A 21870-nucleotide genomic window follows, 5' to 3' on the forward strand; every position below is an offset into this window, starting at 1 on the left:
AGTGATCCATCTTGTCTCCGCATGAAAAAAGCCCCTCCGGTTTCGGTAGGGGCGCGCGGAACGTGTCGTGTTGACAGGCTACGGAAGATCCGCGCGCTGGTGAATAACGACGACAAGAAGGTGAGTCATGGCTCAATAGTTCACCGCTGGCAATAAGCGTGTCAAACGTCGCATTGGATCGTCTCGAAATTTGGGACTGGCTTCGACTGAAGGGTGAGACCGTAGGCCGGGGTCCGCAAACGCGCCCTTGCAGCCGCCCACGGAGCAAGGGAAGGTTCGATTGTGAGAGCCATGGACTACGACACGCGCCCCGACTAGGCTCTCAAAGGTGCGTCCCCTCTTACGTTTCTGGCCCGATCTGCGTTCTCGCATCGGCGTGTACATCGCCGTACTCGCCCTCACGCTCCTGGCCAACGGCATCCAACTGATCATCCCCCTGATCACCGGTCACATCATCGACGGCCCCATCGCCCACCGTGATCTCTCGGGTCTGTGGCTGCCCGTGCTCGGGGTCCTCTTCATCGGCATCGCCGAGGCGGTGGCACTGTGGGGTCGCAGACTCCTCGTCGCTCCCGTCGTCGCCCAATGGGAGATCACCTGGCGGTCACGTCTCTTCGACCGACTCCAGTACACCTCGGTGGCCATCCACGATTCGTGGGAGTCGGGGCAGCTGCTCTCGCGCGCGATCAATGATCTCTCCCAGCTGCGACGGTTCTTCGCCTTCGGGATCCCCTTCCTCGTGACGACCCCGTTGATCATCATCATCGGCACCATCATCCTCACCTTCCTGCAGCCGGTCTTCGGTCTGATCATGCTGATCATGGCCATACCGACGATTGCGACGGTCACGGTCTTCGAGAAGCGGTACCGAGAGGCCTCCCGGCTCTCCCAGGACACCGTCGGTGAGATCACCACCGAGGTCGAGGAGTCGATTCAGGGGATCCGGATCCTCAAGTCCTTCGGCCGCTCCCCCTGGGCGGCACAGCGGTTCTCTCTTCTGTCACGGAAGTTCCAAGGCATCGAAGTGCGCAAGGCGAAGCTCGACTCCTGGTTCTGGAGTGTGCTGATCCTCCTGCCCACACTCGCCCAGGCAGCCATCGTGGCGGTGGGCACCTGGGGCGTCGTGCAGGGGTGGACGACGATCGGCACCGTCGTCGCCGGCGTGACCATCTCGATGGTGATGCGGATGCCGATCGAGATGCTCGGCTTCCTCCTCGCCGATGCCCTCATGGCGCTGACCGCCGCGGCCAGGTACTGGGAGGTCATCGACATCCGGCACGACATCACCGACGCCGACGGTCGGATCGCCGATGCCCCCGATGTAGGTCGCTACAAGGGTGAGCTGGATTTCGAGGATGTCGACTTCCACTTCGCCGACACCGACCGCGAGACCCTGAAGAACCTCAATCTGCATATCGAGCCGGGCCAGACCCTTGCCATCGTCGGTGCGACCGGGTCGGGCAAGACGACTTTGGCCTCCCTCGTCCCACGCCTGCAGGACGTCACCGGCGGTGCCGTGCGCGTGGACGGCACCGATATTCGCGATCTGCCCGTCAACGAGGTGCGCAACCTGGTGTCCGTGTCCTTCGAGGACCCGATCCTGTTCTCCACCTCGGTGGCTGAGAACGTGAGCATGGGTGCGCCCGGGGTCGACGACGACGCGATCTGGCAGGCCTTGGAGATCACGGCCGCGAAGGACTTCGTCGAGCGACTGCCGGAGGGACTCGATACGCAGGTCGGCGAGCAGGGCCTGTCTCTGTCCGGTGGGCAGCGACAGCGCCTGGCCTTGGCGCGTGCGGTGATCGGTGCGCCCCGCATCCTCGTCCTCGACGACCCGCTGTCCGCGGTCGACGTCGATACCGAGGATCGAGTGCAGCGGGCGCTGCGGGAGATCCTGCCCGATTCGACGACGCTGATCATCGCCCACCGTCCGTCCACCTCGGCGCTGGCAGATGCCGTTGCCGTCCTCGACGAGGGTCGCATCGTCGCGCTGGGCACCCATGACGAGCTGCTGGGATCCTCACCGCTCTACCGTGAGCTCATGGGTGCGGCGGCTGCGGGCGATCATGCGACGGCGGAGCACGCGACAGCCCAGCACCCTGCGACAGAGCACTCCTCGGAATGGGGCACGCGATGAGCATTCCCCGTCTCAATGAGGACGAGTTCGAGCAGCTTCCGCCGGACATCGCGAAGAAGGCCCGCGCGCTGCTGCTCTCACTGGTCCGCCCGCATCTGCCGATGGTGATCTTCCTGTTCGTCATCGTCGTGCTCACCGCACTGTTCCTCGTCATCGGTCCGATCTTCATCGCCGATGCGCTCGACAACGGTGTCCCGAAAGCTGTCGAGGGAGATCCGGGGCCGCTGATTCGGGCTGTCTCCGCCTTCGTCATCTCCGCCATCGCCTCGGCGGTGCTCGCTTTCGCCTCGACGAGGCTGGTTGGCATCACTGCGCAGAAGGTCGTCTACACTCTCCGCTCCCGCCTGTTCGGACACATCCAGCGTCTCGACCTGGGCTACCACGAGCGGTCGACCTCGGGCCGGCTGGTGTCACGACAGACCTCCGACATGGAGTCGGTGCAGCAGTTCCTCACCTATTCGCTCTTCGACACGGCGCTGGCCCTGTTCGAGATGACGTTCATCGCCGTCACTCTCATCGTCCTCGACGTGCCCCTGGCCATCGTGGTCTTCCTCGGGTTCATCCCGCTGTTCTTCATCACCAAGTCCGCCCACACATCACAGCGCAACGCCTACCGCCGGACTCGGACCTCGATCGCCAAGGTCATCGTCCACTTCGTCGAAACCATGGGCGGGATCCGTGCTGTTCAGGCCTACCGCCGGCAGCCCGATCGCCGCGGCACGCTCAAGGACGAGGACACTGCGTACCGCGACGCCAACACCGATGCCCTGCGCGGCGTGGCCTGGTTCGCGGGCTGGACTCGGCTGGTCGGCAATGTCACGCAGACGGTCATCATCATCGTCGGCGCGTGGCTCGTCATCGAGGATTGGACCCAGATCGGCGTGCTCGCGGCGTTCATCCTCTACCTGCGCCGGTTCTACGGCCCACTTGATGAACTGGTTCAGTCATTCAACCTCTATCAGTCCGCCTCGGCGGCGCTGGAGAAGATGGCCGCCGTCCTCGACACCGATCCCGAGGTGGTGGCACCGACGAGCCCGAAGGCCCTGCCCGCGCACAGTTCCAACCAGACCTCAGGCACCACCTCGGCGGCGGAGGAGCTGGCTTCGAAGCCCAGCGGGCGCTCGATCGATCTCAACCATGTCCGCTTCTCCTACGGCGACGGTCTTGATGTCCTCCCCCGGTTCGACCTGCGCATCCCAGCGGGAGAGATCGTGGCCCTCGTGGGCGCCACAGGCGCGGGCAAGTCGACCTTGGTCAAGTTGGTCACGCGGTTCTACGATCCCAGTGAAGGTCGGATCACCATCGACGAGGTGGACCTGCGTGATCTTGACGATGCCCAGCTGCGTCAGAGCGTCGTTATGGTCACCCAGGAGTCGTTCCTGTTCGCGGGCACGATCGCCGACAATATTCGCATCGGCAATCCCGATGCCGGTGATGACGAGGTGATCGCTGCGGCCACAGCTGTCGGCCTGGACCCCTATATCCGCAATCTGCCCGAGGACTACGACACGGATGTGAAGAAGCGCGGCGGTCGGCTGAGTTCAGGACAGCGCCAGCTCGTGTCCTTCGCCCGCGTGTTCTTGGCGAACCCGGACATCGTCGTCCTCGATGAGGCGACCGCCCATCTCGACATCCCCTCCGAACGGCTTGTGCAGAAGGCGCTGGCGACAGTTCTCGAGGGACGCACCGCGATCATCATCGCCCACCGGCTGTCGACCGTGGAGATCGCCGACCGTGTCCTCGTCATGGACTCCGGGCGAATCATCGAAGACGGCACGCCCGATGGGCTGATCTCCGGGGCAGGCAAGTTCGCCCAGCTGCACAAAGCGTGGAGAGACTCTCTGGTGTAGGGCTGTGGCGGTCGAGGGCCTCATGAGCACGATCTCAGTCGTCGATCAGCGGGACGAACCGGTAGAGCCCGTGTGCTGAGGTGAGAAGAGTGCGGGATCAGATGACTTCAGCTACCCCAACCAGCGAAACGACTCCACCTGCACGGTGCTTTTGCGGCTTCACGTATCCGATGCCTGCGCGACTCGCGCATTGACCAATCGGGCAAGCTCCGTGAACCTCCGCTGCCGGAAGAGATCCTTCCAGAAGACCCTCACCACGTGGTAGCCGAGTTCGCGAAGCTGCCGCTCACGTTCGCGCTCTCTGTCAAAAGCCGTTCTGTGGTCACGATCATTGAGGAAATATTTGGCTCGCCCATCGAACTCGACGATGATCATCGCCTGCCGATGGAGGAAGTCAACGCGGGCCACGAATCTCCCCTGAGCATCACGAACGTCGACTTGCGGCAGGAAGCCGAGGATCTGGTTTTCGAAGAACCGCACCGCGACCATCGACTCGGCCGGTGACTCCCTGAGCGGATCCATCAAATCGATCGCAGTGATCAAACGATTCTTGTTCCTCACCTCGTTGGCCGTGTCTACGACGCTGAGGAGCTCCCCGTTGGTCACAAGGTTCCGGCGCAGTGCATTGTCGAGCATCGGAACACTGACATCCAAGCTGTAGTCACGAGCGATGTCAATGAGCGTCCTCGCGAGGGAAGTGACGGCGACATCCCCGATTCTCTCGACGTGTCCAGGCGGGAGCTTCCGCTTCCGAACGAGCAGATTGGTATGACGCCGACTGATTTCCGGCCGCACCACCTCAACACGTTCGTCGACCGGACGAGAGACCTCCAACTCCCAGAGGAGGGCTGCGGAGATGTGAGAGAAGACTTCACAGTGCAAATTGCCACTAGCTACCTGCTGCAGGCTGTTGATTCTGTCGGCTCGTGCCCTGATGAGAATCTTCAGCCTTTCGAGTACGTCACGGAAGTCGTTCTTCAGCTCAAGCAGGTTCGAATCATCTTGGTCTATTGATTCCCAAATTCGTCGGTGGCGTTCGTCTTCACACCTGCGCCGGACTGCAAATCGACCGCGAGCCACGCGCTCCAAGCAGCAGGCGGCCGCCCTGCGAACCTCACGATCGGAAAATCCCAGCCTGAGCAAGCTTGCCGTGTCAAACACTTGGTACATGCGTCAATATTGCACCTAATGGCATCAAATAACAATAAACATCATTCGACGGGTTTGCATCGAATACCTCAACCTGCAAGACAACTCCACCTGCACGGTGCTTTTGCAGGTTCGGGTGGCCGACGACTGCCCCGGCTCGTGGGAGCCTTCATTCTCGGACCAATGGGACGAAACGGTACCGGCCGTGCCGTGTGATGGTGACATCGTCCTCTTCGGCACCAGAGCGCTCGACCTTGAGCATCTCACCCTGGACCGGGATGACCATGACGCCTCCCAGCGCCAGCTGGTCAACGAGCTCCCGCGGCAGTATCTCTGCACCGGCCGAGACGAGGATACGGTCGAAGGGCGCTTCATCAGGCAGACCCAGGACGCCTGCGGTCGCGGCCATGATCTCAACAGTGTCCAAGTCGCCAATGTCCGCTCTGGCCAAGCTCAGTGACTTCCGGGCACGCTCAATGAGCTTCTCGTGTCGTTCAACACCTGTCACATGGCCATTGGGACCGACGAGAACGCCGAGGAGAGCCGTCGTCCATCCCGAACCTGACCCCACGTCGAGGACCCGATCACCGAGTTGCGGCTCCAGCAGCCTGAGCATGTCAGCGACCGTACTCGGCTGGGAATTCGTCTGCCCGTCTCCGATCGACAGCGGTAGGTTGCTGGAGGCGGAGTCTCGCTCCTCCTCTGGCAGAAACAACTCGCGGGGCACTTGGGAAAAGGCCTCTGTGATCGAGACCGGTGGGTGTTTGGGTTCCACGGCGACCTCCAATGCGGTGGCTTCTACGTTACTCCCCACCGCGTATCGCGATTCCCCACCGCGTATCGCTACTCCCCACCGAGTATCGTTGTCCCGTGACGAATACCGATCTCGAACGAGCACAGACCCTGATCACCTCGATTCCCGACTACCCGCACCCGGGGGTGAACTTTCGCGATATCTCACCGCTCATCGCTGATGGTCCTGCACTGCGTGCCGTCACCGAGGCGCTCATCGCACCTTTCGAGAGCCAGTTCGACATCGTCGGCGGCCTTGAAGCTCGAGGCTTCCTCTTCGCCGGAACGATTGCGGCGATGACAGGAGTCGGGATTCTGCCCATTCGCAAGGCGGGCAAGCTGCCTCGCCCGGCCGCAGCGGTCTCCTACTCACTCGAATACGGAACTGCGACCATCGAAGGGCCCGATGTACTCAAGAAGGGCGAGCGCGTGCTCCTCGTCGATGACATCCTGGCCACAGGCGGAACCTTGTCCGCTGCTCAAGCTCTCGTGAAGGAGCTCGGGGCTGAGGTGGTCGGCTCGGCAGTCGTCCTCGAGCTCAAGGATCTCGGCGGTCGGTCGCTGACCGGGGATGTGCACACCGTCTTCGCCGACTGATGGGGAACGACGGCCGACGGATGGAAAACGGCCGCCGGCTGACCCGCTCCCCCACACCAAGGCGGTTCATTCTCCGGGTTCGCTCGTCCTCCGGGTTCGCTCGTCGACAGAGCACCGAGACACGGATCACTCAAGTCGGGTTCGGCAGTCAGGAATGCATGGACACCATCGTCACGTTATAAGCTCGCAGAGGCACCGCCACCGCGGTGCCTGGCACTGGCATCACAGCAGACCACCAATCCGTGACGAAAGGCGGCACCTTGACGGTTCCAACACTCACACTCAATGACGGCAAGACCATTCCCCAGCTGGGCTTCGGCGTCTTCAAGGTCGATCCCGAGGAGACCGAGCGCATCGTCACCGACGCCCTCGAGGTCGGCTACCGCCACATCGACACGGCTGCCGTCTACGGCAATGAAGAAGGCGTCGGTCGAGCCATTGCGAACTCCGGCATTGCCCGCGATGAGCTCTTCGTGACCACCAAACTCTGGAACGACCGCCACGGTGCCGAGGAATCGAAGCGCGCCCTGGGCGAAAGCCTCGAGAAGCTGGGCCTCGACCATGTCGACCTCTACCTCATCCACTGGCCGACACCTGAGAACAACAACTCGGTCGAGACCTGGGAGGCCTTCCCCTCCTACCGCGATCAGGGTCTGACCACCTCGATCGGTGTCTCGAACTTCGACCACCGCTACCTGCCGCAGATCCTTGGGACCGGGATCATCCCGGCCGTCGACCAGATCGAGTGCCACCCGCAGTTCCAGCAGATCGAGACCCGTCCGCTGCTGACCGAGCACGACATCAAGGTCGAAGCTTGGGGACCGCTGGGACAGGGCAAGGTCGACTATGCCGACACCGTCATCGGTGAGATTGCGTCGACCCACGGCAAGTCCTGGGCGCAGACCATCATCCGGTGGCACCTGCAGCGCGGACATGTCGTCTTCCCGAAGTCGAACAACCGCGACCGCATGGGCCAGAACTTCGATGTCTTCGACTTCGAACTCACCTCCGCCGAGGTGGCCGCCATCGACTCGCTGGAAAACGGCGGTCGCGTGTCCGGTGATCCCGCCGACGTGAACTGAGCCAGTCGCGTCGGCTTCGCGCCGAAGAACTGCAGTCAGGGCCCGCCTGGAGCATCATCGCTCCGGGTGGGCCTTTTCCTTGCGCCCGGCTCAGGTGAGCTGACGGATCGGCTCCCCCTCCAGCCATGCAGCGATGTCCTCGACTGCCTGGGTGAAGAAGATTCGGTACGTGTCCTCAGTGACGTAGCCCAGGTGCGGGGTCAGCACGGTCCTCGGAGTGTTGCGCAGAGGATGGTCGGCTGGCAGCGGTTCGGTGTCATACACGTCGATCCCCGCGCCGCGAATGCGACCTTCTGCCAATGCCTCCTGAAGTGCTTCCATGTCGACAAGACCCGCCCGTGAAGTATTGATGAAGATGCTGCTCGGCTTCATCAGCGACAGCTCCGCGGCAGAGACGAGCCCGCGGCTGCGCTCGCTGAGCTTGTAGTGCAGGGTCAGCACGTCGGAGGTGGCGAAGAGCTCCTCCTTGCTCACCGCATGTGCCCCGACATCGGCCGCCCGCTCCTCATCGAGGTTCTGACTCCAGGCCACAACGTCCATGCCGAAAGCGGCACCGACACGGGCGATCTGGGTGCCCAGTCTGCCCAATCCGATGACCCCGAGCCTGTGTCCGAAGAGGTCACCGCCCACGGTGGACTGCCAGCCGCCGGAGTGCATGGCAGTATCTTCGGTGGGGATGCTGCGCAGCACGGAAAGGATGAGTCCCCAGGTCAGCTCCGGAGTCGCCGAGGTGGTGGATTCTGTTCCGCAGACCGCGATCGCCTGCGCGCGGGCGGCGTCCAGATCGATGGAGGCGTTGACTCGGCCCGTGGTCACCAGCAACTTCAGATCGCGAAGGCGCGACAAACGGTCGGCAGAGAAGAGGGTGCGCTCACGCATGGCAACGACAACCTCGGCGCCGGCCACTGTCTGCACGAGATCCTCGGTGTCACGGATCGGGCGGGAGACGAAGTCGATCTCAGCCCCAAGCGCCTCCCAATTCGCGAAAGCTGCCGCCACGTTCTGGTAGTCGTCGAGCACAACGATGTGCATGCCTGTCCCTCTCGTCTTGGTCGGTCCCTGATGCTCCCCGAGGCGGTGCGAACATAGGTCCGCACCGCCTCGGCGATGGATGGCTCTCCCCCACACAGCACCGGATCGCTCCCCTGCTGCTGTGGAATCACACGTCGATGATCAGATCATCGGGTGTTCCCTGCTCAGAAGCAGACGGCCCCGGTGGAGGCCGACTGCACGAGCTTGGCGTACTTGCCGAGCACACCGGTGAGGCGGTGGTTCTCTGGGATCGTCCAGGTCTTGCGACGCTCGGCGAGGACCGATTCCTCGACGTGGAGTTCGATCGAGCGGGCCGCGATGTCGACGGTGATCTTGTCGCCGTCCTCGACGAGGGCGATCGGTCCGCCATCGACGGCCTCGGGTGCGACGTGGCCGATGCACAGGCCGGTCGAGCCCCCGGAGAACCTGCCGTCGGTGATGAGCAGAACGTCCTTACCGATGCCTGCGCCCTTGATCGCACCGGTGATGGCGAGCATCTCGCGCATACCCGGTCCGCCCTTGGGCCCCTCGTAGCGGATGACGACGACGTCGCCCTTCTTCAGCTCACCATTGAGCACGGCATCCATGGCCGGCTTCTCCTGGTTGAACACGCGAGCAGTGCCTTCGAAGACATCGGCATCGAAGCCAGCGGACTTCACGACCGCGCCCTCGGGAGCCATCGAGCCCTTGAGCACGGTGAGGCCGCCGGTGGCGTGAATCGGGTTGTTCATTGCGCGCAGGATCTTGCCGTCGGGATCCGGCGGATTGATGCTCTCGAGGTTCTCGGCCACGGTCTTGCCGGTCACCGTCATACAGTCACCGTTGAGCATGCCGTTGTCGAGGAGAGCCTTCATGATCACCGGCACGCCGCCGATCTTGAAGACATCGTTCATCACGTACTGGCCGAAGGGCTTGACGTTGCCCAGGTGCGGGACCTTGTCGCCGATCTCGTTGAAATCATCGAGCTTGAGCTCGACACCGGCCTCGTGAGCGATGGCCAGGAGGTGGAGGACGGCATTCGTCGAGCCACCGAAGGCCATGACCACGGCGATCGCGTTGTGCAGCGATTCGCGGGTGATGATGTCCTTCGTCGTGATTCCCTGACGCAGCAGGTTGACCACAGCGTCACCGGACTTGCGGGCGAACATGGTGCGATCACGGTGGATAGCCGGCGGTGCGGCCGATCCCGGCAGGGACATGCCCATCGCCTCAGCGGCCGAGGCCATCGTGTTCGCGGTGTACATGCCACCACAGGCGCCTTCACCCGGGCAGACGGCGCGCTCGATGGAGTCGACGTCTTTTCGGCTGATGGTTCCGGCACGGCAGGCGCCGACTGCTTCGAAGGCGTCGATGAGGGTGACTTCCTTCTCGGTGCCGTCCTCCATCTTCGCGGTGCCCGGCATGATCGAACCGTTGTAGAGGAAGACGCTGGACAGTCCGAGACGGGCCGATGCCATGAGCATGCCCGGGATCGACTTATCGCAACCGGCCATGAGGACGGATCCGTCGAGACGCTCGGCGCTCATCACCGTCTCGACGGAGTCGGTGATGACCTCGCGTGAGACCAGCGAGTAGTGCATGCCCTCGTGGCCCATGGAGATGCCGTCGGAGACGGAGATCGTGCCGAATTCGAGAGGGAAGCCGCCTGATTCGTGGACGCCTTCCTTGGCGGCCGCGCCGAGACGCTGCAGAGACATGTTGCACGGGGTGATCTCGTTCCACGAGGTCGCGATGGCGATCTGCGGCTTCACCCAGTCGTCATCGCCCATGCCGACTGCCCTCAGCATGCCGCGTGCGGCAGTGGCTTCGAGTCCGTCGGTGACGTCGCGAGATCGGGGTTTGATGTCCGGGGTGGTGGAGTTCGTATCAATGCTCATGCAGGCACTCTACGCCCGAGTCCATCATGCATATGCCAAGTTCTCGCATGTTGGAACTTGTTTTGAGCAGGTCGGCAGGAACTGCTGGGCAGCTCGGCAAGAACTGCTGAGCGGTACAGCGAGAGCTGCTCCGATCACTCCGTGGAGACGAGGTTGAGCGGCGCTTCGCCGTCGTTGAGACGACGGACCTGCTCGGCCAGGATCTTCACCACCCGAGGCTCGAACGCCGAGGTATCGCCTCCCTCATGAGGTGTGATGAGCGTGTTCGGGGTCCCCCACAGCGGATGGTTCTCCGGCAGCGGTTCGGGATCCATCACGTCGAGGGCGGCATGGAGACGACCGGTGCTCAATTCGGCGACCAGCGCGTCGGTGTCGACGACCTTGCCTCGAGCGACGTTGACGATGAGAGCGTTGTCGGGCAGCTGGGCCAGGAAGTCCTTGTCGACAAGTTTGTTCGTCGAGTCGGTCAGAGGCGTGATGAGGACGACCACCTCGGTGTGGGGAAGCAGCGTCGGCAGCTCCTCGACGCTGTGGATCTTCCCGCGATCGTCTTCGCGTGCCCTCGTCGCGACCCGAGTGAGGTCGACTTCGAAGGGTTCGAATCGATCGGCGATCGCCGACCCGATCTCACCGGCGCCGATGATCATGACGCGACGGTCCTGCAGGGAACGGTTGCGCTTGTGGTTCCAGATCCTTGCACTCTGCGCGCGCACGGCATCATCGATGCCGCGCAGGCTGGCCAAGGTCAGAGTCAGGGCGAGCTCGGCCGTTCCGCCGGTGTGCACGCCCGAGGCGGTCGCCACCTGGATGCCGCGCTCGGGCAGGTGCGCGACTGGGTCGTAGCCCGTGGTCTGGGTGACGACCAGGCTCAGGTTCGGCAGCTCGTCGAGCAGTTCGATGGTCGGTCCCGAATCGAGGTACGGAAGCACGACGACATCGACATCGTCTCGGCTCAGCTTCGCCGACTTCTCGACATCCGAATAGACGACCAGGTCGACGTTGGCGCGCTGGTGCGCCGGAATCCGGGCGATGACGCGGTTGCGGAGTTCAGAATCTGGGAAGGCAATGGTCTTGATCGACATAGACACATTGTCCCATGAACAGCCTCACTCGGGCAGGGCCCAACCAAGGAGATCCTATTCGGGCAGCGCCTTGCCGATCCTTGCGAATACTCGCTCGATGACCTCGAGTTCCTCATCGTCGACGTGGGAGAGGAACACCTCGTCGATGTTCTCCCGGTGCTGACGTCCCGCGCTGAGGAAGGCCTGCGCCCCAACCTCGGTGAGGCCGACGTTGTGCGCCCGCTTGTCCTCAGCGCATTCCGTCTTCGTCACCAGACCGGCGTCTTCCAACACCTTGATCCGGTAGTTGAGCCGTGAGGGTGAGAACACCAACTTCCTGGCCAGCACACTCATCGTCAGCAGGTGGGTCGGCTCCTCCCACAGCAGCAGCAGCGTGTTGTAGTCGCTGACCGTCAGACCCGCCCGGTCCTTGAGGTTGCCCTCGAGGTTCTGCCGGATGCGCTGCGAGGTCTCGAAGTACAACCGCCACGACCTCTGCGCGAGCGCGTCACGACCCCGGCCGAGCTTGATCTCGACCATTGTCAACCCTCGAGCAGCTGGGCGAAGGGGGTGATGAGATCGGGATTGAACTCGTTATCGATGCTCGGATTCCGCCGCGCGCCGCGCCGGCCGAACTCGCCGGTCGTCGTGGACGCAGAGTCGGCGTCGGCATCCTCGTCTGCAGGGCCTGCGCTCGAACCGGCATCGACACCGTTCAGGCTCGCCGCCAATCCGATCAGCTCCTCGCTGGCCTGGGTGATCCGGGCGTTGAGGCTGCGGCCGCCCTCGATGCTGCCCCAGTCATCGGTCGCGGCGAAGACCGTCGTCGGCACGACGATGCCCTTGAGGTAGGACAGCATCGGACGCAGCACGTTCTCCCCTGCCAGTGAGTGCCGCGGTGTGCCGCCGGTCGAGCCGATGAGCACGGGCTTGTTCGCCAGTGCCTTTTCGTCGATGAGCTGCCAGAACAAGGTGTGCAGGCCCACCGGTGCGACCTTGTACACGGGTGCGACGGTGACGATCACGTCCGCCTCGGCGACCTGTGCGAATGCCGCTTCGAGGTTCTCCGAACGGAACCCGGTCAGGGCCATATCGGTGAGGTCCGAGCTCAGGTTCCGCACGTTGACGTGGTCGGCCTCCGCACTCAGACCCGCAGCTTCTGCCGCCGAGGTGGCCGCCGCGATGATCTTGTTCGACAGTTTCAGTGTGGTCGAGTCCTCGCTCAGCGAGGTCGTGATGCTGAGGATGCGCATCATCGATCAGCTCCTTGGGTGTCGTTCTTCTCTGCGGCCTTGGCCTGACGGTCGGCATAGGCGCGCGATCCGGGACCGCCGCCGGGGATGGGATCCCGGCCTTCGCGGTGACGGATGACGAGTGATTCGTGTGTCGGTGCGTCGGGAACATCGGCCGGACGGTCCTTCGCGAATTCCTTCCGCAGGACCGGGACGACTTCCTCACCGAGGATATCGAGCTGTTCCAGCACCGTCTTCTGCGGCAGTCCCGCGTGGTCGATGAGGAAGAGCTGGCGCTGGTAGTCCCCGGCCCAGTCGCGGAAGCTCAGGGTGCGTTCGATGACCTGCTGGGGCGATCCGACGGTCAAGGGGGTCTGCGTCGAGAAGTCCTCGAGGCTGGGGCCGTGGCCGTAGACCGGTGCGTTGTCGAAGTAGGGACGGAACTCCTTGACGGCGTCCTGCGAGTTCTTGCGCATGAACACCTGACCGCCGAGTCCGACGATCGCCTGGTGCGCAGCTCCGTGGCCGTAGTACTCATAGCGCTGACGGTAGAGCTGAACCATGCGGGCAGTGTGCGACACCGGCCAGAAGATGTTGTTGTGGAAATACCCGTCGCCGTAGTAGGCGGCCTGTTCAGCGATTTCGGGGCTGCGGATCGATCCGTGCCACACGAACGGCGGGACATCGTCCAGTGGTGTCGGGGTGACGGTGAACCCGTTGAGAGGCGTACGGAACTTGCCTTCCCAGTCGATGTTCTTCTCGCGCCAGAGGCGGTAGAGCAGGTTGTAGTTCTCGACTGCCAACGGAATGCCCGAACGGATGTCCTTGCCGAACCAGGGGTAGACGGGTCCGGTGTTGCCGCGCCCCATGACCAGGCTGATGCGTCCCTCGGAGAGGTGCTGAGCATAGGCATAGTCTTCGGCGATGCGCACCGGGTCAGTCGTCGTGATCAGGGTGGTGGCCGTTGACAGATGCAGCCTCTTTGTCTGTGCCGCGATGTTTGCAAGCAGGACCGGCGGGTTCGCGGGTGCGACGAACGGCGGGTTGTGGTGCTGACCGGTGGCGAAGACGTCGAGGCCTACCTCTTCGGCCTTCTTGGCGATCTCGACCGTGTTCTTGATGCGCTGATTCTCAGACACCGTCGTCCCATTGGTGGGATCGGTGGTGACGTCTCCGATGGTGAAGATTCCGAGTTCCATGTCTGCTCCTTCTGCTCGCTGCTCGCGAACTCTCCTTGAACTGAATAGCTTCAGTTTTGAAGTAACTAGTTGAAAGTTTAACAGACACTGCCGGGTAAGTATTCCCGAGCTTCGTCACACAGCGATCACGCGGCACGCTTGGACGCTGTGAGACAGCAATCGCCGGGCCCTCCGGGTCGAGATCCCTCAGGGATGCCGACGGGGTGGGCCCGGCGATGATTGTGCTGCTGAGTGAGGCAGAAGACTGTGCTGCTGGGTCAGGCGGTTGAGCAAGCCTCTCGCTCAGATCTGGTCGGTGCTCAGATGCAGATAGCGCTCAGATCTATGTGGCACTCAGATCCAGATGGCGGGGTCGATGAGTTCGAAGTCAGCGTACGTGGACCGTCCGCCATCGGCATCTGTCGTGGCCGTCTCGGAGCCGGTTGGCTTCTTATAGGGCCTGACCTTTGCCGGGATTCCGACTGCACTCGAGTCGGCGGCGACGTCCTTGACGACGACCGCATTCGCGCCGACTGAGGAATTGTCGCCGACGACGACAGGTCCGAGGATCTTCGCACCGGCCCCCACGAGGACGTGATTGCCGATGGTCGGGTGGCGCTTCGTCTGCTCCATTGACGTTCCACCCAGGGTGACCTGGTGGTAGAGCATCACGTCGTCACCGATCTCAGAGGTCTCGCCGATGACGACTCCGTTGGCGTGGTCGATGAAGAAGCGTCGCCCGATCTGGGCGCCGGGATGAATCTCGACGCCAGTCAGAGTTCGCACAGCCTGGGACATCAACCTGGCCGGTACCTTGGTGGTGTCGTTCTGCCATAGTCGGTGCAGCCCGCGGTGCGCCCAGATCGCATGCATGCCCGGGTAGGAGACCAGCGAGACGAAGTCGTTCCTCGCCGCAGGATCGCGTCTGCGAACTGTATCGAGGTCTTCGCGCAGAGCCGCGCGCACTTCGGGTCGGCTCAGTCCGTAGGCGGCTGCGCCGATCGCCCCAGCCGCCAGAGTCCACAGTGCCTTCATCTCAACAGTCCTTCACGCTCGTGATCGTCAATCCTCAATGCGGTGAGGGCGCCAAACGTGTGTTTGACGCCCTCATCGGTCAGACCTGCATCTGCCTCAGGCCGTGCTCGGCCGAAGTTCCTCTGCTCAGTCCATGTACTCGGCGAACAGCGGAGTCGACAGGTAACGCTCGCCGAAGTCAGGCAGAATGACGACGATACGCTTGCCAGCGTTCTCAGGGCGTGCACCCAGCTGCTCTGCGGCGATGAGCGCGGCACCTGACGAGATTCCGACGAGCAGTCCCTCTTCCTTCGCGACCTCGCGGGCGCGGGTGAAGGATTCCTCGTTCTCGATGGTGATGACCTCATCGTAGATCTTGGTGTTGAGCACGCCGGGGACGAAGTTGGCACCGAGTCCCTGGATCATGTGCGGTCCGGCGTCTCCACCGGAGAGCAGCGGGGAGGCTGCAGGCTCGACAGCGACGATCTTGACGTCCGGGTTGGCCTCACGCAGTGCGGCGCCGGCTCCCGTGATGGTTCCGCCGGTGCCGATGCCCGAGACGAAGATGTCGACCTTGCCATCGGTGTCGGCCAGGATCTCCGGGCCGGTCGTGGCGCGGTGGATGTCGGCATTGGCCTGGTTCTCGAACTGGCGGACGAGGACCGCCCCTTCAGCGGCAAGCTCTTCTGCCTTCTCGACGGCACCCTTCATACCCTTGGCCTTTTCGGTGAGCACGAGTTCGGCACCGAAGGCGCGCAGAAGTGCACGACGTTCCTTCGACATCGACTCCGGCATGGTCAGCAGGACTTTGTATCCACGCGAGGTGCCCACCATGGCCAATGCGATGCCGGTGTTGCCGGAGGTCGCTTCAACGATGGTTCCGCCCGACTTGAGTTCACCCGAGGCCTCGGCGGCGTCGATCATCGCGACACCGATGCGGTCCTTGACCGAGTTGGCGGGATTGTAGGATTCGAGCTTAGCGACGATCTCTGCGCCGGAACGTTCGCTGGCCTTGTTCACGCGAATGAGCGGAGTGCGGCCGACCAGTTCGGAAACATTGTTGAAGATGGTCAAGACATGTCCTTTCAAGCTTGTTTGTTCGCCCGGTGCTGAGGGCTGTGACGAATCAGTCACGCGACCATCAGCCGAAGGCTTCAGCTGCTGATCTCGTCTCGTGGACCGAGACGGTTCATCACCATCATAACCACGGCTCATTCAAGGTTGTTCCCCATGCGGTTGCTCAACAATCCATGTTCGCTTCGAGCGAAATATCATGTCATCGCGAGTCATAGTCAATGAAGAACCCGTTTCTGATCGCGGCGAAGAGCACTTGATCCTAGAAAACCGCTGAACAATCAGGGCTGCGTATGTCGATTTCGTCTCGCCCTGACGCTCCAACCTCGGTACTCGAACCACGGTTTCGGCACCTCCGGAGGAGTGCGAATCTGAGACGCCGAGACGACCGTGGATCTGCGACTGTCCTGGCAGAGCGCCGAGCGAAAGGGCAGGCGCAATGCCGTGGGGAAAGCCGATACGATTGTCCTCATGCCTATTCATTCCATCGTCATCTATGGCGAGCCTGTGCTGCACCGACGTGCGGAGAAGATCACCGACTTCGACGACGAGCTCGCCACCCTGATCGCCGATATGCATGAGACCCTCGATGCCAGCAACGGTGTCGGCCTGGCCGCTCCGCAGATCGGCGTGGCTAAGCGCATCTTCGTCTTCAACGCCGAGGATGACGCGGGAGTCCGCAGACGCGGCACTTTCATCAACCCCCTGCTCATCGCCTCGAAGATCCCCGACACCCGGCCGGATCCCGATGAGGAGACCGAAGGGTGCCTCTCGGTGCCCAGTCTCGACTTTCCGCTCAAGCGCGCAGATCGTGTCACGGTCAACGGTGTCGATGAGACCGGCAAGTCGGTGTCTCTGACCGCTGAAGGTTGGTTCGCCCGCATCATGCAGCACGAATACGATCATCTGCAGGGCACGCTCTATGTGGACCGACTCGACAAGCGCTGGTCGAAGAAGTGGAAGAAGGAGCAGGCTGCCAACGGGTACAACGTTCCCGGGCGTTCATGGACGCCGGGTGTCGATCCCGATCCCTTCGGTCACTGATCCCGACGCCACTGGCCCGGTTCCGCTGACCTCGATGCCGCAGAGCCCGAAACCGCCGATCCGGAACCCGCCGATCAGTAGACCGCCGGCCGCGACGTCTGCATTCGGATTACTCCAGGCGACGGTCCTGCTCCGGTGAGGGCGTGGGTTCGAGTGCATCGATCGACTCCTGGGCAGCCGCCAGTCGTGTGTCGAAATCGTCGAAGTCGTCTGCGGTCTGGTCGAGCTCGGCAACCAGGCCCGAGATGATCGAGGACTGTGACTCAGCGTCGATCCGCAGTTCCCTGAACTGCCAGTCCGCAGAGTCGTCGGCGGCTGTCCGGGACAGAACGTCGAGGACGCGGTCGCCGAGTTCACGCGAGCGTTCGGAATTGTGAAGCAGCATGAGCTGCTCATCGAGAGCGATGAGATGCTCATAGTACTCGTGCATCGACAGCACACGGTTGGCCATCGAGGTGAAGGCCACGGCGAGTTTCGACAGGTACGTCTCCACCGACTTCGCGGTGCCCGCGTCCCTGATGCTCTCGATCTCCTCGCGCAGCCGGACCAGTTCGGCCAGTCGCACTCCGATCGAGGCGACAGCATGGTCGAGGTCGACACGTGAGACGTGGTCACGCAGGATGGGGTGGGTCCAGGCGCGTGTCCGGACGATCTTTCGCGCGATCGTCACGGCGAGGTGGAACAATCGCTGTTCGTCGGTGTCGCGGCCCTCTTTGCGGCCAGGTTGGAACCCCAGGGAAGCGGGCGTGATCCACTGTGCCTGTCCGACCTGCTGACGGTTCTTCCGGCTCAGCCGTTTGGGATCACGGAAGTACTTCGGTCCGGTGACTGCGGCGAACACACCGGTACCCACTGCGGTCGCTCCTCCGAGAGCTCCGAATGTCAGCGCGGCGTCGGCCATTCCGGCCAGCAGCGCCAGACCGCCCGGCGCGGCGAAGCCCGCAGTCACGGCGGCTCCGGTTCCTGTGCCGCCCTTGAACAGCATGCTGGAGCGGAAGAAGTTCCGACGCATTGCCCCGGTGAGCATGATCGCGCTTGGTGCTCCGGCGGTGTAGCGGTACCCGCGAGCGTTCCACGCCTTCACGATGCCCTGATTGACGCTTTCGGGCACGAGGATGCGATAGATCGGGATCGACTTCCCGCATTCGCTCTTCCACAACGACTTCCATGACTGAGACACCGCATTCACCTCCACGTACGGATGGCACCCTCACGCCTGATCCTCCGGATCCTGGTCCGGCGGAGTCGGCGTCTGGCCCGTGAGAATGCGAACAGCCACACCCTCCGGACTTCTTTGGTATCCGAGTCTAGAGGGTGTGGCTGGATCAATCCTGAGTTCTGTTCAGTCGCCTGCTGAAGCCGCCGTCTGAGAGATCAGCCGTTGATCTTGGCCAGGATCAGGTCCTTGGCCTTTCCGGCATCGGCCTGACCGCGGGTGGCCTTCATGATCGGTCCCATCAGGGCACCGATGGCCTGCATCTTCCCGCCCTTGATCTTCTCGACCACGTCGGGGTTCGCAGCGATGGCTTCCTCAACGGCTGCCTCGAGCGCACCGGTGTCTTCGACGATCTCGAGACCACGGGCACTCATCACCTCGGCCGGTTCGCCTTCTCCGTCGGCAACGGCTGTGAGGACGTCCTTCGCGAGCTTGTCATTGAGCTTGCCCTCGTTGATCAGTCCGATCAGAGCTGCGATCTGCGTCGGTGTGACGAGTTCGGCGGTGAGCTGATCCTTCTGGTTGGCCAGCCTGGCGACCTCACCGGTCCACCATTTGCGCGCTGCTGCAGGCTTCACGCCGGCGTTCACCGTCTCCTCGATGACTTCGAGCAGACCGGCGTTGACGATGTCACGCAACTCCAGATCGGAGAAGCCCCACACGCCTGCAAGCCGGCGGCGCTTCTGCGCAGGCAGTTCAGGCAGAGTCGCCCGCAGTTCCTCGACCCATTCGCGGCTGGGAACGAGAGGCACCAGATCGGGCTCCGGGAAGTAACGGTAGTCATCGGCGTCGGACTTCGGGCGCCCCGAAGAGGTCTCCCCCGTACCTTCATGGAAGTGACGGGTCTCCTGCACGATCTTCTCTCCGGCTTCGAGCCGGGTCGCCTGGCGGGCGATCTCGTAGCGGACCGCGCGTTCGATCGAGCGGAAGGAGTTGACGTTCTTCGTCTCTGTGCGGGTACCCAGTGGAGCATCGGGGCTCTCGCGCAGGGACACGTTGACATCGGCACGGACGTTGCCCTGTTCCATGCGTGCTTCGGAGACGTCGAGGGCGCGGAAGATGTCGCGCAGTGTGCGCACGTAGGTGGAGGCCACCTCGGCGGCCCGATCCCCGGTCCCGGTGATCGGGTGGGTCACGATCTCGACCAGGGGCACACCGGCGCGGTTGTAGTCGACCAGGGAATGGTCGGCTCCGTGGATGCGGCCGGTGGCGCCGCCGATATGAGTGTTCTTGCCCGCGTCCTCTTCCATATGGGCGCGCTCGACGGGGATGGTGAACATCGTTCCGTCTTCGAGCTCGATCTCGACCTCGCCCTCCGCGGCGATGGGCTCATCGGACTGGCTGGTCTGGAAGTCCTTGGGAACGTCCGGGTAGAAGTAGTTCTTCCGGGCGAAGCGGCAGGTCTCTGCGATCTCACAGCCCAGTGCCAGGCCGATCTTGATCGCGTACTCCACACCCTTCTCGTTGACGACAGGGAGGGAGCCGGGCAGTCCCAGCGAGGTGGGGGTGATGTTGGTGTTCGGTCCCCCGCCGAAGGTGTTGGGTGCGGCGTCGAACATCTTGGTCGCGGTGCCGAGCTCGACGTGGACCTCGATGCCGATGACCGGATCGTACTTCTTGATCGCGTCTTCGTATTTCACTTGGTGGTCAGTCCTTCCGCGAGAGTATCGAGCACCCGAGCCCCGGAGGCTTCCAAGGCGGCTTCGAGCGGGCCGGCCACCTCGTACAGCTTCACGTCCTCACGTGCCGGGGCGAGGATCTGGAATCCGACGGGCAGCCCGTCGGCCAGCCCTGCGGGCAGTGACAGTCCCGGTATTCCGGCGAGGTTGGCCGGGATAGTCGCGACGTCGCCGAGGTAGAGGGCCATCGGGTCGGATGCCGCCTCGGCGCCGAACTTCAGTGCGGTCGTCGGTGCCGTCGGCGAGACGAGGACGTCGCAGCTTGCGAAGGCCTTCGCGAAATCGTTCTGCACCAGGGTGCGGATCTTCTGTGCCGACCCGTAGTAGGCGTCGTAGTAACCGGCGGAGAGTGCGTAGGTGCCGAGGATGATGCGGCGCTTGACCTCATTGCCGAAACCGGCTGCGCGGGTGGCTGCCATGACCGTCTCAGCGGTGACCGGGCCCGACTCGGGGTCGATCCGCAGCCCGTAGCGCATGCCGTCGTAGCGGGCCAGGTTCGATGACACCTCGGAAGGCATGATGAGGTAGTAGGCGTCGAGCGCGTATGAGATCGACGGGCAGTCGACCTCGACGATCTCGGCTCCGGCAGCAGCGGCGACATCGAGGGCGGCGGAGAAGGCATCGCGGACGCCGTCCTGGTAGCCCTCACCGCGCAGCTGCTTGATGACGCCGAGCTTCTTGCCCCCCAGATCCGAAGTCTGCGCCGCGGAGACGAAACCTGCCACCGGGTCCGGCAACGAGGTCGAATCGAGCGGGTCGTGCCCGGCCAGCAGTTCGTGCAGAGCCGCGGCATCGGCGACATTGCGGCCCATCGGACCGACCTGATCGAGGCTCGAGGCCATGGCGATGATGCCGAAACGTGAGATCGAACCGTAGGTCGGCTTCACACCGACGGTGCCGGTGAACGCGGCGGGCTGTCGCACCGATCCGCCGGTGTCCGTGCCGACCGACAGCGGAGCCTGGAAACCGGCGAGGGCTGCTGCAGCGCCGCCGGAGGAACCACCGGGGACGTGCTCGAGGTTCCACGGGTTGCGGGTGGTGCCGAAGGCCGAGTGCTCGGTCGTCGATCCCATCGCGAACTCGTCGAGGTTGGTCTTACCCAGGACCGGGAGTCCGGCGGCCTTGACCTTGTTGTGCACGGTGGATTCGTAGGGTGGAACCCAGTTCTCGAGCATCTTCGAGCCCGCTGTCGTGCGCACGCCTTCGGTGACGACGAGGTCCTTGAGCGCCACGGGCACTCCGGCCAGGGCGTGGACGTCTCCACCAGCGCTGCGTTCGGCATCGACTGCTTTCGCCGTCTCCAGCGCGAGATCGTCGGTGACGGTGATGAATGAGCCGAAGTCGGCTTCGGTGGCGTGGATGCGATCCAGGTGAGCCTGGGTCACCTCGACGGAGGAGAACTCGCCGGCTTTCAATCCTGCGGCGAGTTCAAGGGCACTCCTATTGATCAGTTCGCTCATCATTCCTCCCCCAGGATCTGTGGGACGAGGAATTTGTCATCGGCGGACGCCGGGGCCGAGGCCAGAGCCTGCTCGCTGGTCAGGGTCTCACCCACGACATCGGGGCGCAGCACATTCGACAGTGCGATCGGATGGCTGGTCGCTGGTACGTCATCGCCGGCCACTTCGTTGACCCTGGCGACATTGCTCAAAATGGTGCTCAGGTCACCGGCGAGCGATTTCAGCTCGTCTTCGCCCATGGCGATCCGAGACAGCGAGGCCAAATGCTCGACTTGCTCGGGGGTGATTGCGGAGGACTCCGTCATTCCCTGCCTTTCATCGTCTCTGTTTACTCGTCAGCAAGTCTAGTCTCTTTGCCGGACCGGTTCAGATTCGATCGCTGTGAGGTTCGCCGAG

20 protein-coding genes are annotated in these 21870 nt (G+C 63.2%); 6 read left to right on the forward strand and 14 right to left on the reverse strand.

Translation table 11 applies throughout. The features are described from left to right. Positions 1-328 precede the first annotated feature (328 nt). Both HX613_RS13690 and HX613_RS13695 read left to right on the forward strand, forming a co-directional pair. Positions 329-2137, forward strand: coding sequence for an ABC transporter ATP-binding protein (locus HX613_RS13690; protein WP_235345823.1), 1809 nt, complete (start codon positions 329-331; stop codon positions 2135-2137). Beyond that, entirely contained in the window at positions 2134-3987 is a 1854-nt protein-coding gene (locus HX613_RS13695; RefSeq protein WP_235345824.1) for an ABC transporter ATP-binding protein, read from the forward strand. Before HX613_RS13690 ends, HX613_RS13695 begins: the two co-directional genes overlap by 4 nt. A gap of 159 nt (positions 3988-4146) precedes the next feature. On the opposite strand, the gene HX613_RS13700 is transcribed toward HX613_RS13695, so the two are convergent. Continuing rightward, positions 4147-4623, reverse strand: a complete 477-nt coding sequence (locus HX613_RS13700) for a hypothetical protein (RefSeq protein WP_235345825.1) — start codon at positions 4621-4623, stop codon at positions 4147-4149. A 90-nt stretch (positions 4624-4713) separates the two neighbouring features. Here HX613_RS13700 and HX613_RS13705 point away from each other — a divergent pair, with 90 nt between their 5' ends. Beyond that, on the forward strand, positions 4714-5001 hold the full coding sequence (locus tag HX613_RS13705; protein WP_235345826.1) for a hypothetical protein: 288 nt from the start codon (positions 4714-4716) through the stop codon (positions 4999-5001). Positions 5002-5305: 304 nt separating this feature from the next. On the opposite strand, the gene HX613_RS13710 is transcribed toward HX613_RS13705, so the two are convergent. Further along, complete coding sequence (locus HX613_RS13710; protein ID WP_235345827.1) at positions 5306-5911, reverse strand: protein-L-isoaspartate O-methyltransferase family protein; 606 nt, start codon at positions 5909-5911, stop codon at positions 5306-5308. 95 nt (positions 5912-6006) lie between these two features. Here HX613_RS13710 and HX613_RS13715 point away from each other — a divergent pair, with 95 nt between their 5' ends. Continuing rightward, entirely contained in the window at positions 6007-6525 is a 519-nt protein-coding gene (locus HX613_RS13715) for an adenine phosphoribosyltransferase (RefSeq protein WP_235345828.1), read from the forward strand. Between the two features lie 260 nt (positions 6526-6785). Further along, positions 6786-7607 (forward strand): aldo/keto reductase, encoded by an 822-nt coding sequence (locus tag HX613_RS13720; RefSeq protein WP_235345829.1) that lies wholly within the window; start codon positions 6786-6788, stop codon positions 7605-7607. A 90-nt stretch (positions 7608-7697) separates the two neighbouring features. Here HX613_RS13720 and HX613_RS13725 read toward each other — a convergent pair whose 3' ends face one another. The 8 genes from HX613_RS13725 to cysK form a co-directional block, all read right to left on the reverse strand. After that, the gene (locus HX613_RS13725; RefSeq protein ID WP_235345830.1) at positions 7698-8639 is read right to left on the reverse strand and encodes a D-2-hydroxyacid dehydrogenase family protein; all 942 of its coding nucleotides are present in this window, start codon (positions 8637-8639) and stop codon (positions 7698-7700) included. Between the two features lie 164 nt (positions 8640-8803). Beyond that, the gene (gene ilvD, locus HX613_RS13730) at positions 8804-10516 is read right to left on the reverse strand and encodes a dihydroxy-acid dehydratase (protein WP_235345831.1); all 1713 of its coding nucleotides are present in this window, start codon (positions 10514-10516) and stop codon (positions 8804-8806) included. 134 nt (positions 10517-10650) lie between these two features. Then, positions 10651-11598: a 2-hydroxyacid dehydrogenase gene (locus HX613_RS13735; RefSeq protein ID WP_235345832.1), complete on the reverse strand. Its 948-nt coding sequence runs from the start codon at positions 11596-11598 to the stop codon at positions 10651-10653. A gap of 54 nt (positions 11599-11652) precedes the next feature. After that, positions 11653-12117 (reverse strand): MarR family winged helix-turn-helix transcriptional regulator, encoded by a 465-nt coding sequence (locus HX613_RS13740; protein WP_235345833.1) that lies wholly within the window; start codon positions 12115-12117, stop codon positions 11653-11655. A gap of 2 nt (positions 12118-12119) precedes the next feature. After that, positions 12120-12833 carry an NAD(P)H-dependent oxidoreductase gene (locus HX613_RS13745; protein ID WP_235345834.1) on the reverse strand — a complete coding sequence of 238 codons (714 nt, stop codon included), beginning with the start codon at positions 12831-12833 and terminating at the stop codon, positions 12120-12122. Next, positions 12830-14008 carry an LLM class flavin-dependent oxidoreductase gene (locus HX613_RS13750; RefSeq protein ID WP_235345835.1) on the reverse strand — a complete coding sequence of 393 codons (1179 nt, stop codon included), beginning with the start codon at positions 14006-14008 and terminating at the stop codon, positions 12830-12832. The genes HX613_RS13745 and HX613_RS13750 overlap by 4 nt, the downstream gene beginning before the upstream one ends. A 333-nt stretch (positions 14009-14341) precedes the next feature. Then, positions 14342-15022 (reverse strand): serine O-acetyltransferase EpsC, encoded by a 681-nt coding sequence (epsC, locus tag HX613_RS13755; RefSeq protein ID WP_235345836.1) that lies wholly within the window; start codon positions 15020-15022, stop codon positions 14342-14344. A 126-nt stretch (positions 15023-15148) separates the two neighbouring features. After that, a complete protein-coding gene (gene cysK / locus HX613_RS13760) occupies positions 15149-16075 on the reverse strand; it encodes a cysteine synthase A (RefSeq protein ID WP_143922419.1) in 927 nt (308 codons plus the stop codon). A gap of 471 nt (positions 16076-16546) precedes the next feature. On the opposite strand from cysK, the gene def reads away from it, so the two are divergent. Beyond that, positions 16547-17119: a peptide deformylase gene (def, locus tag HX613_RS13765; protein WP_235345837.1), complete on the forward strand. Its 573-nt coding sequence runs from the start codon at positions 16547-16549 to the stop codon at positions 17117-17119. A gap of 109 nt (positions 17120-17228) precedes the next feature. Here the strand turns inward: def and HX613_RS13770 are convergent, their stop codons facing one another. The 4 genes from HX613_RS13770 to gatC form a co-directional block, all read right to left on the reverse strand. Beyond that, complete coding sequence (locus HX613_RS13770) at positions 17229-18299, reverse strand: hypothetical protein (protein ID WP_235345838.1); 1071 nt, start codon at positions 18297-18299, stop codon at positions 17229-17231. A gap of 194 nt (positions 18300-18493) precedes the next feature. Further along, entirely contained in the window at positions 18494-19975 is a 1482-nt protein-coding gene (gene gatB, locus HX613_RS13775; RefSeq protein ID WP_235345839.1) for an Asp-tRNA(Asn)/Glu-tRNA(Gln) amidotransferase subunit GatB, read from the reverse strand. Beyond that, positions 19972-21474 (reverse strand): Asp-tRNA(Asn)/Glu-tRNA(Gln) amidotransferase subunit GatA, encoded by a 1503-nt coding sequence (gatA, locus tag HX613_RS13780; RefSeq protein WP_235346005.1) that lies wholly within the window; start codon positions 21472-21474, stop codon positions 19972-19974. The genes gatB and gatA overlap by 4 nt, the downstream gene beginning before the upstream one ends. Further along, positions 21474-21779, reverse strand: a complete 306-nt coding sequence (gene gatC, locus HX613_RS13785; RefSeq protein ID WP_009882665.1) for an Asp-tRNA(Asn)/Glu-tRNA(Gln) amidotransferase subunit GatC — start codon at positions 21777-21779, stop codon at positions 21474-21476. Before gatC ends, gatA begins: the two co-directional genes overlap by 1 nt. Between the last annotated feature and the right edge of the window lie 91 nt (positions 21780-21870).

The organism is Brevibacterium sp. UCMA 11754 (assembly GCF_021532275.1).
Classification (GTDB): Bacteria; Actinomycetota; Actinomycetes; order Actinomycetales; family Brevibacteriaceae; genus Brevibacterium.